13 protein-coding genes and 1 riboswitch are annotated in these 13,347 nt (G+C 53.3%); of the genes, 4 read left to right on the plus strand and 9 right to left on the minus strand.

What is annotated here, in order from left to right; genetic code table 11:
* The first annotated feature begins 2 nt into the window (after window positions 1-2).
* Together C6I21_RS01275 and C6I21_RS01280 are read left to right on the plus strand one after the other, a co-directional pair.
* Entirely contained in the window at window positions 3-827 is an 825-nt protein-coding gene (locus C6I21_RS01275; RefSeq protein WP_105957606.1) for an ABC transporter permease, read from the plus strand.
* Window positions 828-1,007: 180 nt separating this feature from the next.
* Window positions 1,008-1,223, plus strand: coding sequence for a hypothetical protein (locus C6I21_RS01280; RefSeq protein ID WP_142393195.1), 216 nt, complete (start codon window positions 1,008-1,010; stop codon window positions 1,221-1,223).
* A 119-nt stretch (window positions 1,224-1,342) separates the two neighbouring features.
* On the opposite strand, the gene C6I21_RS16135 is transcribed toward C6I21_RS01280, so the two are convergent.
* Complete coding sequence (locus C6I21_RS16135; RefSeq protein WP_142393196.1) at window positions 1,343-2,221, minus strand: amidase; 879 nt, start codon at window positions 2,219-2,221, stop codon at window positions 1,343-1,345.
* Between the two features lie 48 nt (window positions 2,222-2,269).
* A riboswitch (cyclic di-GMP riboswitch) is annotated at window positions 2,270-2,362 on the minus strand.
* A 70-nt stretch (window positions 2,363-2,432) separates the two neighbouring features.
* On the minus strand, window positions 2,433-2,876 hold the full coding sequence (locus C6I21_RS01285) for a hypothetical protein (protein ID WP_181186025.1): 444 nt from the start codon (window positions 2,874-2,876) through the stop codon (window positions 2,433-2,435).
* A 276-nt stretch (window positions 2,877-3,152) separates the two neighbouring features.
* On the opposite strand from C6I21_RS01285, the gene C6I21_RS01290 reads away from it, so the two are divergent.
* Complete coding sequence (locus C6I21_RS01290; protein ID WP_245411500.1) at window positions 3,153-4,520, plus strand: DUF2254 domain-containing protein; 1,368 nt, start codon at window positions 3,153-3,155, stop codon at window positions 4,518-4,520.
* Between the two features lie 47 nt (window positions 4,521-4,567).
* On the opposite strand, the gene C6I21_RS01295 is transcribed toward C6I21_RS01290, so the two are convergent.
* From C6I21_RS01295 to C6I21_RS01330, 7 genes are all read right to left on the minus strand, one after another.
* On the minus strand, window positions 4,568-6,520 hold the full coding sequence (locus tag C6I21_RS01295) for a TRAP transporter permease (protein ID WP_105957610.1): 1,953 nt from the start codon (window positions 6,518-6,520) through the stop codon (window positions 4,568-4,570).
* 74 nt (window positions 6,521-6,594) lie between these two features.
* Entirely contained in the window at window positions 6,595-7,647 is a 1,053-nt protein-coding gene (locus C6I21_RS01300) for a TAXI family TRAP transporter solute-binding subunit (protein ID WP_105957611.1), read from the minus strand.
* A 672-nt stretch (window positions 7,648-8,319) separates the two neighbouring features.
* Window positions 8,320-9,399 (minus strand): DctP family TRAP transporter solute-binding subunit, encoded by a 1,080-nt coding sequence (locus tag C6I21_RS01310; protein WP_105957613.1) that lies wholly within the window; start codon window positions 9,397-9,399, stop codon window positions 8,320-8,322.
* 1 nt (window position 9,400) lies between these two features.
* Complete coding sequence (locus tag C6I21_RS01315) at window positions 9,401-10,102, minus strand: response regulator (protein WP_105957614.1); 702 nt, start codon at window positions 10,100-10,102, stop codon at window positions 9,401-9,403.
* On the minus strand, window positions 10,080-11,690 hold the full coding sequence (locus C6I21_RS01320) for an ATP-binding protein (protein ID WP_105957615.1): 1,611 nt from the start codon (window positions 11,688-11,690) through the stop codon (window positions 10,080-10,082). The genes C6I21_RS01315 and C6I21_RS01320 overlap by 23 nt, the downstream gene beginning before the upstream one ends.
* Before the next feature lie 166 nt (window positions 11,691-11,856).
* Entirely contained in the window at window positions 11,857-12,381 is a 525-nt protein-coding gene (locus tag C6I21_RS16840; protein WP_181186026.1) for a CueP family metal-binding protein, read from the minus strand.
* A gap of 87 nt (window positions 12,382-12,468) precedes the next feature.
* Window positions 12,469-12,915 carry a YhjD family protein gene (locus tag C6I21_RS01330; protein ID WP_105957616.1) on the minus strand — a complete coding sequence of 149 codons (447 nt, stop codon included), beginning with the start codon at window positions 12,913-12,915 and terminating at the stop codon, window positions 12,469-12,471.
* 165 nt (window positions 12,916-13,080) lie between these two features.
* Between C6I21_RS01330 and C6I21_RS16140 the strand changes: the two genes are divergently transcribed.
* Window positions 13,081-13,320 (plus strand): hypothetical protein, encoded by a 240-nt coding sequence (locus tag C6I21_RS16140; RefSeq protein ID WP_142393197.1) that lies wholly within the window; start codon window positions 13,081-13,083, stop codon window positions 13,318-13,320.
* The last annotated feature ends 27 nt before the right edge of the window (window positions 13,321-13,347 follow it).

Here is a 13,347-nt window from a genome sequence, read left to right on the forward strand (position 1 = left end):
CAATGGAAGGTATTTATGCAATCTGGCAGCGCGATCTGCTCAAGTTTTTTCGGGATAAAGCCCGGCTTTTTGGTTCCTTTACGATGCCGATCTTGTTTCTCCTCATTTTCGGCGGCGGATTAAGCGGGACGATGGAAAGCATGATGGGCAGCATGGCCGGTGCCGGAGAAGGCTTTAACTACGTCGAATTTGTGTTTCCCGGAATTGTCGCGATGACGCTTCTCATGACATCGATCTTCTCCTCCCTGTCGATAATTGAGGATAAAGATTTCGGTTATATGAAAGAAATTCTCGTCTCCCCGATCTCCAGGGTGAGTATCGCCGTCGGCAAAATGCTCGGTGCGGCAACGGTTGCGACGATTCAGGGGATTATCCTCTTTCTGCTCATCCCGCTTCTCGGGCTTTCCTACAGCATCGTTTCGCTGCTGCAGGTGCTTCCGTTTATGTTTTTATTCGCCGCCGCTCTATCAGGTCTCGGCCTGCTCATCGCCAGTCTGATCCGCTCCACGCAGGGCTTTCAGATGATTGTCCAGGTACTTGTCATGCCGATGATTTTTCTTTCCGGCGCGCTGTTTCCGATCAACAATATGCCTGCCTGGATGGATATCATCGTCAAGCTAAATCCGGTGACGTACGGCGTGGATGTCATGAAAAAAATCATGATTGATGTCGACAGTCTTTCGCCGCAGGTACAGAATGCTATGGGACTGAACCTTGATGTGTTCGGCCGGCCGGTGACGATGATCGAAGAAATTTTGTTCATCGCCGGGTTTGCCGCCCTTCTCGTGCTTCTTGCCACATTCAGCTTCCGCCGGGCAAATGCATAGTATTTCCCGGGAAATAACCATCAGAAAGCCTTGGTAACGAAGTGAATGCTGCTGCAGCGATGTGTAAAGTACGCTTGATCTCTCCTCCCGGCAGCGAAAGCAGAGCTTTTCTGCTTTTGATGACCGAATGGAAACATGGTATAATTATCCAATAAAAGGAAGCGCCATTGTAGGGATATATTGAAACAGAGGTTGTGGATTCTCATTCCATTTTTAGTGGGCGTCATCATCGTTTTCGTATTTCACTTTCCGTTTTACTATCATTATTTGTTAATCGGCAGCGCCTTTCTAGCTTTATCCTTTATTGACGAAACCGAACGGAAGGCGGTAAAAATAGGGTATAAATTTTTCGGTTCTTTGTTTCTCGTGCTGGGTATCTTATATATCATTGCATGAGACCGCCGGAACAAAAATCTGCCCTCGTCATGTACAAACAAAACGCGTTCGACGATCCCAACCGGGTCATCGAACGCGTTTTTATGTGTTGAGGGCGGATCTGTCCAAGCCTTGTCTGCTTATGGTTTCATCGTGCGCCAGCTGCCGACATGGTGCACAGCATGGCCTGCAAACGCAGCGCTTGATCCGTTCTGTCCATGGAGCTTTTCAAGCTCCTGATTCATGTACGCCTCACCTTCTTCATAAAACGTGAGGTACGCTCCTTCTGCAGAGGCCATTGTTTCCACACCTGCAGTAATCGGCGTGCCGTGCTTTTCTCCGTATATAAGCTCCTGCCGGATCAGCTCGGTGATGACGTCTGCGCTGTCACGGTAGGACATGAGCGTTACGCCATCAGCCTTTGAAATGACCCACTCTGCCAGCACGCCGCGCCCCAGTTTGTTTTTATACGTAATTTCGTCAAACCAGAAAGGAAGGTCCATTTCCAGCGGGAGTGAAAGAGCCTCTGCGCCGGTCAGGGCGGCAAGCGTCATCTGCTGATAGGCAAGAACCGTTTTCGCCTGATTGGTTCTCCAGCCTTCGTATAAATAGGGCTCTACATCCAGGTGGATACCGGCAAAACGGGCTGCTCCCTCATGATTCTGCTGATACTGCGTCAGCCACGTGAGCATCACCTGAAGGTGCCTCTCTCCTTTTGGCGCTGCCCATTCGGGTGCTCCGTCCAGTGCGTACACGTCCATTCCGCGCTCTCCTGCTTCTTGAATAAACGAAGCGTAGGAAGAAGCCGGCACATCCCGGTTTACCTGAAGATGGATCTTCGTGACATCCCGGGATTCCAGAAAGTCAAGAACTGCCTCCTTTTCCGTATGGATCTGCCATGTATCCCAGAACCATGTTGCCCGGTCGTGTGTCATCGGTTCCTCCACCGCCCCTGCTGCACCGGTCCCGGCAAATAAAACAACGAGAGCCATCAGCATAATACCTGCTTTTTTATACATAAAAACACCCCTCTCTGCCAGTCGAAGCCGGTAGAAAGCGGCTGTCGTTCCGGCGGCTTGACGACCATACACTGCGTCATGCAGTGAACAGGCTCAGAGCTTTGCGTCCTTCCCTTTCGGTGAAGTTTGCCTTTTTCAGAAGTCCTACGTTTCTCTTACTACTTTTAGTATACCCTGGAAATATTGCTTTGGTATATGTCTTACTATCTATTTAATTTCTATTTTTTTGAATCGCCAGCTGTTGGTCCGGACGGTCTCCACCGAAAGCGACAAATTCAACGGCGACAAGGTTCAGTTTTCCGTTCTTCATTTCTTCATAGAAGAGCACTTCCGGCTTCGTATGATCGTGTCCCGGCGTCATGGCATACTCCATGTTGATATAGTGGTACCCCATGTTCTCTACACACGGGGAGCCCAGCTCATAGCCATCATCCAGCGCCCGTTCAATCTGATGGTATTTGGCAGTGGCTGCTTTTGTTTCCGCAAGCATTTTGTTCACGTCACTTCCAAACGATCCGGCAGCGGCAGTTCCCATCGAAGCAGCAAGCAGCAGAATGGCAAGCATTACGGTAATCCACGATTTGGACGATCCCATCGCTCTGCTCCTTCCGGCCTGAAAGCCGATTGTCCCCCGGCGGTGAAAAAAACGCGGCATTCTCTTTCTTCAGTATAATTGAATCGGCCACTCCCCGGCATAAAAAGCGAGATTTCCCCATACGAAAACCACTATTTTGCATAGTAGATATCCGTTTCAGCCAGCATTTGTCGAGATACTGCGTTTAAATGTGAACTCCACCGGGAAGAAACAAGTATTCCCTATACTGTATAAGTTTCCGGAAGGAGAGCGGCTGCTCTTCTTCCGCTTCTGCTTCCCAAATCTTTTTCACCTTGAGGAGGTGCGCTTATTTTATTGAACCTACTCCCGCCGTCCGTGAAGAAATATTTTCTCATGACGCGGCGGGAGCGTAAGTATGAAATGCAGTCAACGCTCTGGTATATGCCGCTGTTCTACATTCTATTGTCGTCGTTTATGGCAGGGACAACCCTTTTTCTCGATTTGTATTACGATCCGTCGCTGTATGTACCAGATGTCATCAGCATCAGCGCCAATGCGACACAGATGCTCGTCAGCACGCTCATCGGCGGTATTCTCACACTGAGCGCTTTCACGCTGAACTCGCTTCTCGTCGTTCTGACGACATTCAGTGCGCAGTTTTCGCCGCGGATGCTGTTGAATTTCGTCTCCGACCGGCGGACACAGCACGCACTCGGTGTCTTTAACGGCAACTTTGTATACGTCCTTTTCGTCTTTCTCTTTATCGGCAGTACACAGCACGAACAGTTCGTATTTGTCCCTCTGTTTACAATCGGACTCGCCTTTTCTTCGGCGATGACGTTTGTGTACTTTATCAACCACGCTACAACCTGGATGCAGGTGCACAACATTACGGATACGATGAAAGAGAATTCCCGGCATTTAGTTAAAAACACGCTGGGAAAAGAGCTGGAAATTTACCGAACAGAAGAGCCGGGCGATTTAATGAAAGAGCATCAGCGGGATCGCCGTTTTCTCACGACCAGTTCCAATGGATACCTGCAGCTGGTCGACTACCGCGCGATGATTGAGGAAGCGCGCCGGGATGATGTGATCGTCCGCTTCCACGCACAGATGGGAAACTTCGTTCTGAAGGGCAACCGCCTCCTGAGTGTATGGGGGCCTGGTTCTGCTGATGTGGACCTGGAAAAGTACCGGAAGATGATTAAAATCGGTCATAAAGAGATGGAGCTGCAGGATATTCAGCTCGGGATGCATAAACTGGCAGAACTTGCGGTGAAAGCGATCGGCAATAACGATCCGAAAACGGCGATCAACACCGTCCACCAGATGGGGGAGCTGATGATCAGCGTCACCGACTACATCACGTTTACTCCTTATTTAAATGATAAAAGCAAGCAGGTGCGGATCATCCTCTTCTCAGAAACGTTCGAGTCGTATCTCTACAAAGGCTTCGGTTTTATCCGCTATTATGCAAGGAAGGACCACCTTCTTATGACGGAGCTGATTAAGACGATCAGTAAAATCGCCGAATCCCTTCATGAGAGCAAGCATTCCATGCTCTGGGATTTCTGTGCAGATATCTTCGTCCACTTAGAGGCGGAAGATATTTATAAACTGGACCGCACGTTTCTGCTGAAAGCAATGCAGCATCTGGCCGAAGTGACCGGCGAAATCGACGACTACGACCGGATCGAAGCAGCTTTTCTGCAGAAAGCACGCGGTGCAGAGCTTCGTGCCTGACAAAAAGGACTGCCCCCGGCATGGGGCAGTCCTTTTCTTTATGATTTTTACAGACTCCCCGGTTCGGAAGCAGCAGCCCGGTCTTCCATCGTCTGGGCCGGCTGCTGACGCTGCAGCAGGACGGCTGCACCGATAAACACGAGCGCCCCCGCATCGATGAGTATGTTTGCGTTAATGAGCATGACCGCAGCACTAAGCAGTAGAATGCGGATCACCGGACCGGCAGGACGCTTAAAGAACCATCCCTGCACCGCAGCTGCAAGCAGGTAGATACCGACAGATGCGGTAGCAGCAGCGGCAGCAATGCCGAGGCCGTCCCCCATCATGAGAAGCTGGGGACTGTACATGAACATGAACGGAACAATATAGGCGGCGATCCCGAGCCGGAAGGCGGTAAATCCGGTTTTAAACGGATCGGTGCCCGCCACCCCGGCCGCTGCATACGCAGCCAGCGCGACCGGCGGCGTAATGGCTGACATGACCGCAAAGTAGAACACGAACATGTGGGCAAGCAGCGGCTCAATGCCGATGTTAATCAGCCCGGGCGCCACGACACTTGCCGCAACCGCGTAGGCTGCCGTGGTCGGCATACCCATTCCGAGAAGAATGGCGATAAACATTGCGAACAACAGCGCAAGAAACTGGTTCGCATCCGCAATGCCAAGAAGCATGGAGCTGAACCGCATGCCGACACCGGTCAGGGCAATTACCCCGACGATGATTCCGGCTGTCGCACAGACCGCGAGCAGCTGAATGGTATTCCGCATTCCGAGTACAATGGCATCAACGGTCCGCTTCAGCCCCATCTGGTGTCCCGGGTGCATCCAGCTGACGACGAGACATGCGAGAATCGCCACCGTTCCGGAGCGGATAACGGAGAAGCCCATCAGAAGAGACGTAATCAGCAGCACGATCGGAATGAACAAGTAAGCCTTCTTAAATACATTGTTCAGCGGCGGCAGCTCTTTACGCGGCAGGCCGCGCATACCTTTTTTGAGCGCCTGGAAATCGACCATGAAATAGACGGACAAGAAGTAGAGAAGCGCCGGAATCGTCGCTGCAATGATGATATCTGCATAAGCAATGCCGGTAATTTCCGCCATAATGAACGCGCCGGCACCCATTATTGGAATCATAATCTGTCCGCCGGCAGACGCCGTCGCTTCGGTAGCCGCAGCAAACCGGGCCGGATAACCGACGCGTCGCATCAGTGGAATCGTCAGAGACCCGGTTGCCACCGCATTTCCGGCAGATGTACCGTTCATCATCCCCATCAGACCGCTGGAAATGACCGACACTTTGGCCGGTCCGCCGCGCATTCCGCCGGCAAGCGAGAAGGAGAAGTCAATAAAATATTTGCCGACACCCGACATCTGTAGAAAGGCGCCGAACAGAATGAACAGCAGGATGTATTTGGAAGAGACGTCGAGCGTCACGCCAAACACGCCGTCCACACCAAAAATATACGTAATGAAACGCTCAAAACCGTAACCGTTATGATACAGAAGCCCGGGAAGGTACGGGCCCGCAAAGGCGTAAAGAACAAAGATACCGGCAAGAATCGGAAGCGTCCATCCGCTTGTCCGCCGGGTGATTTCCAGGACGACGATCATGCCGGCCGTCGCCATAATGACATCCCAGCGCTCCGGCATGACACCGGCGCGGAAGAGAAGCGATGACAGATTGACCGCAATGTAAATCGTCACGCCGATGATGGCTGCAATCAGCACCCAGTCCACAATACTGACGCGGTCTCCGCTCTTTTTGCTCCCTTTAAACAGCATCAGTCCCAGTGTGGCACCAATCGCCAGGTGAATACTGCGGAAAATCCATGGTTCCAGCGGATAAAAATTCAGGACGAATAAATGAAAAAGCGCACCAGCCACCGCAATAATGATGAAAGCATAGTAAGTAACGCCGCGCAGTTCACGGGCATTTCCCACCGCTTCTTCGGCTGCCTCCTGCTCTTTTTCATTCTGCTTTTCTGTATACTCCGCCATGCGGTTCCCTCCTTCGCTCAATGAATATGACGGGCGTGGACCGGCTGTGCCGGTCCATCCCCGCTGATGATGTTTTATCCCTGCAGATCCTCTGGAATGTCGATGCCTTCTTCTTCATAATAGCGGACCGCGCCCGGGTGAACCGGCACATCCGTATTATTCAAAATCGCATCCGGTACAGCTTCTTCTGCTGCGGAGTGGGTGTTCTGCAGCATCTCGTTGTTTTCGTGGTACGCTTTTACGAATTCATACACGAAGTCTTCATCCATGTCCTCGTGGACGATTCCAAAGTTGAACTGGGCAATCGTTTCGAGGTCCTCGTCCATCGTTGTGTACGTATCTGCCGGAATGGTGTACTCGTCAAAGAATGGATACTCCTCGAGCACCTGGTCACGCATGTCACCGTCAATACCGAAGAACGTGATATCTTCCTGTGTTTCTACTTCAGAAACCGCAGAAATCGGGATACCGGCCGCAAAGCCGATCGTATCCAGCTGGCCGTCCATCTGCTGGCTCGTCATGTCACTCGCGCCGGCCTGTACGTTTTCTGTATCCAGTTCAAGCAGATCGTGAATCATCGGCAGATACGTGCCGGACGTACCACCTGCTGGACCGACACCAACGCGTTCGCCGGCCATATCCTCGATGGATTCAACGCCGCTGCCTTCCAGCGACCACCAGTGAAACGGTGTATCATACATTGGGAAAACGACGCGCACATCATCGATTTCATTGCCTTCGGTCCACTCACCGCTTCCCGTATAGCCTTCGTATGCCGGGCCGGTTGTCACCATCCCGATATCCAGCTCGCCGCCGCTGACCAGCTGCATGTTATGCACCGGACCGCCGGTCACTTCCACGTTGGATGTAATATCCATTTCCTGCTCCAGAAGGGATGCCAGGCCGCCGCCGTAGATATAGTAGGTACCACCCTGGGACGCCGTTCCGATCGTGACACTGTCCGGCGCACCTGAGCCTCCGCCGTTGTTTCCGGCGTTGTCTCCCGCATTGTTCCCTTCTCCGCCGCCGTTTTCCCCGCCGGCAGCTTCATTTCCCCCGTCGCCGCAGGCGGCAAGCACCATCGGCACCGTAAGTGCAGCTGTGAAAAGACCCATTTTCTTCTTCATGTCATCTTCCTCCCTCGATAAAATCTGTAAGAACATGTGTCTTATCGTAGTGTAAAAGCGCTTTCAAAAGAAGCATTTGTTTTTATTGGTCTTTTTGTTCTTTTTGGTCACAGAGGGTTTCTTTCCGGCACGGCCTCGCGCGCGCTTTCAGCCGCCAGCCGCGGCGTGAAGCAGAGGTGGGCGCCGGAAATTCGGCGGCCGGTGGTCCGATGGGCTGGGAAGTTGGTCCGGTTCGGTACGGCACGTGTTCCGATTTGGTCAGAAGATGGTCCAATAGAATGCGCTTGGTCCGGGAGAAGACCACTCCTGGTCCGGTACAGAGCTGCGGTGGTCCGATAACGAGCCATGCTGGTCCGCGGGCGGCTGTTTCTGGTCCAGTGTTTTTCGAATGCCATCAAACCGACGCTTCCAGGCACCGTCATCTACGAAAACCTCCAGGAAAAGGAATACGAGAATCTGTATAGTGTACTCCCGGCCGAAAGAAACCCCCACGCCAGGCTTCTAACGGCAGCGAAGAAGCGCTATTAACAGAAAAGACGGTGAATGTAACAGCAGGTTGGAATCCTGCAGCCCTGGCCGTACGCAGTCTGGAAGAGTATTCGACTTTTATACGTTCTAATCCGGCCAAAAAAAAGACCGCAGCGCCTTTTTCCGGCTTCTGCGGTCTACCTGTCAGCTTCCTTCGTGCGGTCCTTGCTCTGCATAGGGACTTTCCGCAGCGGGAAGCGCTTCCATCACATCTTCATGGATAATGCCGCTGTATTTTTCGTAAAGCGGCTGCAGGGCGCGGCGCCACTGCGCTTTTTCCAGCTCGTTCTGGTCGTAAATATGCATGTGCTCCTGGTAGCGGAGCTGGTATAACGCCTGCTCGTTCAATGCGGCCGATTCCTCACGGAGCCAGGCTGTTGCCTCTTCGAGCGCTTCGTTTACCGCCTCCTGGTGTGCCGGCGGGAGGTCCTTCCAGAAGCTCGGATTCATAAGCACCGCATACCCGAGGTAGTTGTGGTCCGTCAGCGTAAGGAAATCCTGATGCCGGTAAAATCCTTTGGAATAAATGTTGGAGAGCGTATTCTCCGTTCCATCGATCTCTCCGCTCCCGAGCCGCTGATATACTTCGTTGAACGGATACGTTTCCGTTGTGCCGCCGATCCGCTCAAACGTTTCGTGAAGCACATCGCTCGGCATGACGCGGAAGCGGGAATCTACTGCGTCCTCCGGATAAATCACGAAGCTTCGATCCAGCGTAATCTGCTTAAACCCGTTATCCCAGAACACCATCCCTTTGAATCCGCGCTGCTCGATGCTGTGAAACAGCTCCCCGCCGAGTTCTCCCTCAAATGCCTCCTGAACTTCCGCCTCGTCTGAAAATAGATATGGCAGATCCCAGATGTACCAGTTCGGATCATGACGGGTGATTTCTGAAAACGCCGGTGCAATCATCTGCACCTCGTTTTCCTTCAGCGCATCAAATTCCTCCTGAGCATTGTAACGGACACCGTTCGGGTAAATCCGCACGTCGACCCAGCCATCCGTTTTTTCCTGCACGGCTTCGGCAAACCGCTCCGCTGCAAGGCCTTTCGGTGTATTTTCCGCAACGACGTGGGAAAAGTGAAGCACGTACGGCCGCTCCTCCTCCACCAGTTCCTCATCCTGGGCGGCGGGCTGCCCGGAAAACAAAAAACCGAAGCCGACATAAAACGCAGCCGCAAGACCGAGACAGACCATCCCGAAAAACGACACGAATAACTTCATGCTATGCGCCTCCCTGCCAGCGGTACTGCTGCACCGGCCGGCCGATCGTCCCGTAGTTCATCGTCATCGCAGCGGAGCCGGTTTCCTCAAGAAATTGGAGATAGCGGCGCACCGTCACCCGCGCCATGCCCACGTCCTCTGCAATCTCCTCTGTCGTCCGCGGTTCCTCATGCTGCTTGAGCACCGCCACGACATGATCCAGTGTCTTCCGGTGGAGCCCTTTCGGAAGCTGCTTTTCCACCGGCGGTGACTCTGCAAAGGCCGCCTGATCAATGTCCTCCTGCGAAAACGACGCCGCTCCCCGGAGCGTATCCGCCAGCTGCCGGTATTTTGTCAGCGCCTGCTGCAGCCGCTCAAACGTGAACGGCTTTAATATATAATCAACCGCACCGAGCCGGAGCAGCTTTTTAATCGTCTCCCCGTCATTCGCTGCCGTAATCGCAATAATATCCACATCCTCCTCTTCTTCACGAAGCCGCGTCAGCGTCTCCAGCCCGTTTTCCTGCGGCATGAAAATGTCGAGAAGAACGAGATCCGGATCCATGTCCCGGATCATCCGCCGGCCTTCGGTTCCATTGGCGGCAACGCCTGTTACCGTAAAGCCCGGCACTTTTTCAATAAACAGTTTGTTTACCTCCTGCACCATCGGATCATCTTCGATCAGAAGCACCCGTACCGTATCAGGATGAGACTGCGCTGTCATAGGATCCCTCCCTCGTCATTGGTATGGTCAGCACCATTTCGGTCCCTTCGTCCGGTGCAGAGTAGACGTCGATTTCCCCATTGATCCGGTGCAGAATCGTATGGATTAAATACATGCCGAGCCCGCGTCCTTCGGTTGATTTCGTCGACCATCCTTTGTCGAACAGATGCTGTTTGTCCGCCTCGCTCATGCCTGCGCCGTTATCGCTGATCTGAATCAGCAGGCTGTCGTTTTCCTCGTACATCGTGAAATGAATGCTGCAGTCGGTCTGCTCTGAGGGAAAGGCCTCCATGCTGTTCGTGAGCAGATTGCCGATGATGACGACGAGGTCATGCTCATCAACCCCTTCCGGATACGTGCGGAACGCCATGTCGTCATCCATATGCAGCTTCATATCCAGTTCACGGGCGCGCTGCATTTTCCCGATCAAAAGACCGGCGATGCTCTCATCCTGAATCCGTGACGTGATTCTGGAGAAGCGGTGGTCGTTTTCCCGCGTGACCTGAAAGATATAATCAAGCGCTGACTCCCCCCGCCCAAGCTGGATAAGCCCGGCGATTGTGTGGAGCTTATTGGAGGATTCGTGGTTCTGAACGCGGAGGGCGTCGACGTAATTCTGCACCCCCGTCAGCTGCCGGGCGAGCCGTGTCATATCCGTGCGGTCCTGGAAAATGGCCACCGCCCCGATCGTCCGCCCGTCCTGGGAGATCGGAATCCGGTTGCTGAAGATGGCGCGGCCCTGGACGTAAAATTCCTGTTCCATAATCGGAGCGTCCACGTCGAGCACTTCCGGAAGTCTTGTATCCGGGATCACGTCCTGAATCCGCTCTCCCACTGCCGCTCCCTGGATGTTCAGCATGCGGCGTGCGGCATCGTTCATAATCGTAATCGTCTGGTTCTGGTCGATCGCAATAACTCCTTCATGAATCGCATGGAAGGTGGCCGTGCGCTCCTTCAATGTTCGTGCCAGTTCATCCGGTTCCATCTGAAACGTCTGGCTTTTAATATGGTTGGCGAGCTGCCACGAGCCCCAGATGCCAAAGGCCAGCGCAAAACCGAGAAAAATGAGCAGCGGGTGGACCATCTCTCCGAGCATGCTGTACCACGGCGGATACTGGTTGCCGACGACCACGACCCCGATCTGACTGCGGTTTTCATCCACGACCGGCACGAACGCACGCACCGTCGTGCCGCTGTCTGCACGCGCTTCGGATAAGTAGACGTGCTCGTAGAAGGCCGGCTCCTCATCCCCGCCGGAAAACGCTGTTCCGATGCGCTCCGGCACCGGATGAGTGAGACGCGTGCCTTCCATATCGAGAAGAACGATATAGTCGTCTTCCTGCGTCGCCCGGATCCGCTCGGTCAGCTGCTGCAGCTCCTCCTGCGCCGACGGCTCATCCAGCTCCTGAACAAGTTCCATCTGGGCCGTCATCTGGGCGGTAAGCATCGTCCGCTGTCCGATATCATCCCGCTGATTGGAAAGAAGCAGACCGAGGAAGACCGTCATGCCGATCACAATGGACACGAGCACGACGCCGAGCGTCATCGATGTAATTTTCCACTTGATCGGCACGTTCCGCCGCTTCATCCTGCTTCCTCCCTCCGTGTTTACGCTTTCATCTGGTATACTATATCACACCTTTTCCGTCAAGGCGGGGTCTTCTGAAAACAGCATAAAAAAACCGGACGATCGCTGGAACCGCACTTAAGCGTTTCAACGAACGTCCGGTTTTTATTTGAGGCTTCGCCCAGCCTTACTGGAGCTGCATATCGGTAATACAGGTGCTGTCCCCTTCATTCGTCGGCAGGGCAGCTTCTGCTTGTTTTCCATCGTGTTCAATCGTGACGTCAAACGTTTCTCCGCGCGGGAGCCACAGATCGATAAACCCGTTGGCATAGGACGTCATCGTTTCTTCAATAACAACGTCTCCGTCAGCGTCTTTTACGAGTACATCAAATTCCTCTTCCACCAGCTCACCCTGACAACCTGTCAGGTTATGATCTTGTCATGGATGGGTTTCGTTGACAAATGGGGCAATGGATACGAAAAATTCATCCTCCGGCAGTTCGTGCTCCGTGGTGCCGCTGCTGTCCTGAACGGTCAGTGTTTCCGAAGAAATGCTCGCGGTCTCCGCTTCCGCTGTCTGCAGGCTGAACGCTTCCACGAGCTGCTTTATGTCGTCTGCTGAGCCGGCACTGTTTTCCTCCGTGGTGTTTCCGGAACATCCGGTAAGCACGAGCGCCGCAGCTGCAGAGATCAGTAAAAGAAACTGCTTCATGTATAATCCCTCCTGTCTGCTATTATACGATGTTTTTCACATTTGACTAGAAGGAAATAAATGAATTTTGTGACCAAATTTGAACGTTTACTGGATCCGGCCGTGCTCTTCTGAAGAAAATTCATTTTCTTCCGGCTCCGAGCGCAGCGGGCGGTGATCTTTTTTCTGTTCCAGCAGGAGGCGGCGCAGGTGGCGTTCGACTTTCCGTTTCAGCACTTCCGGTGCCAGCCGGTACTCCGTGCGGTAGCCGCGGGACTGGCAGCCGTAGCCGATGATGTGCGGCGTCGATTTCAGCTCGTAGGCATCCAGCGGCCACACTTCCATGCCCTGTTCCTTCATTTCAAACCGGACGCGCTGCAGCACTCCGCCGTTCTGCAGCTCCAGAAAGTCGAACCACTCCTCATAGACGTGACTGTATTTAAAACCCGCACGCGAAATCCGCTGCTTATCGCGCTCCAGTACTTTTTTCGTCCACAAAGCCGTGACGAACGTGGATACGAGCGTCAGCTCTTCCTCGGTTAAAATGGGATGCATCCGCACCGCCCCCTCCAGCTGATAAGAACATTTGTTCGATTTCAGCTTATCAGAAAAAAAGAGCGGCGGCAAGCACCGAATGCATGCGCCCGGATCGGGAGAAGCAGGAGAAACGGCAGAAAGTGCCGATAACCGATTGAATTTCGTCCAGAAGAAGACTGCTGGATGAAAGTATTAAAGGTCCGTCTGATCTTAAAAGAAAAGGAGCTGCTGTACATGGACCCGCTTCCTGCCTGTTCCTGCAGCCGCACGTGTTCCGGCGGAAGCCGAAGTGTGAAAGCACAGCCAGCGGCGGAGTCTTACTTCAGAGCCGGTTTGTCTCACAACGGACGCTGCCAGTCCAGCAACTGCCCCTTCCAGTCTAACAACGAGGCGTTCCATTCCCACTTCCCTGTTATTGTCTAACTTCCCCCGTCCATATTCCAACTTCGC

Origin of the sequence: Alkalicoccus urumqiensis (assembly GCF_002993335.1) — a bacterium.
In the GTDB taxonomy this organism is placed as follows: Bacteria; Bacillota; Bacilli; order Bacillales; family Salisediminibacteriaceae; genus Alkalicoccus; species Alkalicoccus urumqiensis.

Bases quoted from the DNA above. Each gene is read 5' to 3' on its own strand.
- C6I21_RS01300 (WP_105957611.1), bottom strand. From the start codon at position 7,647: ATGAAGAAGAAAATGGGTCTTTTCACAGCTGCACTTACGGTGCCGATG.
- C6I21_RS16140 (WP_142393197.1), top strand. From the start codon at position 13,081: ATGAAAGTATTAAAGGTCCGTCTGATCTTAAAAGAAAAGGAGCTGCTG.
- C6I21_RS01285 (WP_181186025.1), bottom strand. From the start codon at position 2,876: ATGCCGCGTTTTTTTCACCGCCGGGGGACAATCGGCTTTCAGGCCGGA.
- C6I21_RS01275 (WP_105957606.1), top strand. From the start codon at position 3: ATGGAAGGTATTTATGCAATCTGGCAGCGCGATCTGCTCAAGTTTTTT.
- C6I21_RS01330 (WP_105957616.1), bottom strand. From the start codon at position 12,915: ATGCATCCCATTTTAACCGAGGAAGAGCTGACGCTCGTATCCACGTTC.
- C6I21_RS16135 (WP_142393196.1), bottom strand. From the start codon at position 2,221: ATGTATAAAAAAGCAGGTATTATGCTGATGGCTCTCGTTGTTTTATTT.
- C6I21_RS01320 (WP_105957615.1), bottom strand. From the start codon at position 11,690: ATGAAGCGGCGGAACGTGCCGATCAAGTGGAAAATTACATCGATGACG.
- C6I21_RS01310 (WP_105957613.1), bottom strand. From the start codon at position 9,399: ATGAAGTTATTCGTGTCGTTTTTCGGGATGGTCTGTCTCGGTCTTGCG.
- C6I21_RS01315 (WP_105957614.1), bottom strand. From the start codon at position 10,102: ATGACAGCGCAGTCTCATCCTGATACGGTACGGGTGCTTCTGATCGAA.
- C6I21_RS01295 (WP_105957610.1), bottom strand. From the start codon at position 6,520: ATGGCGGAGTATACAGAAAAGCAGAATGAAAAAGAGCAGGAGGCAGCC.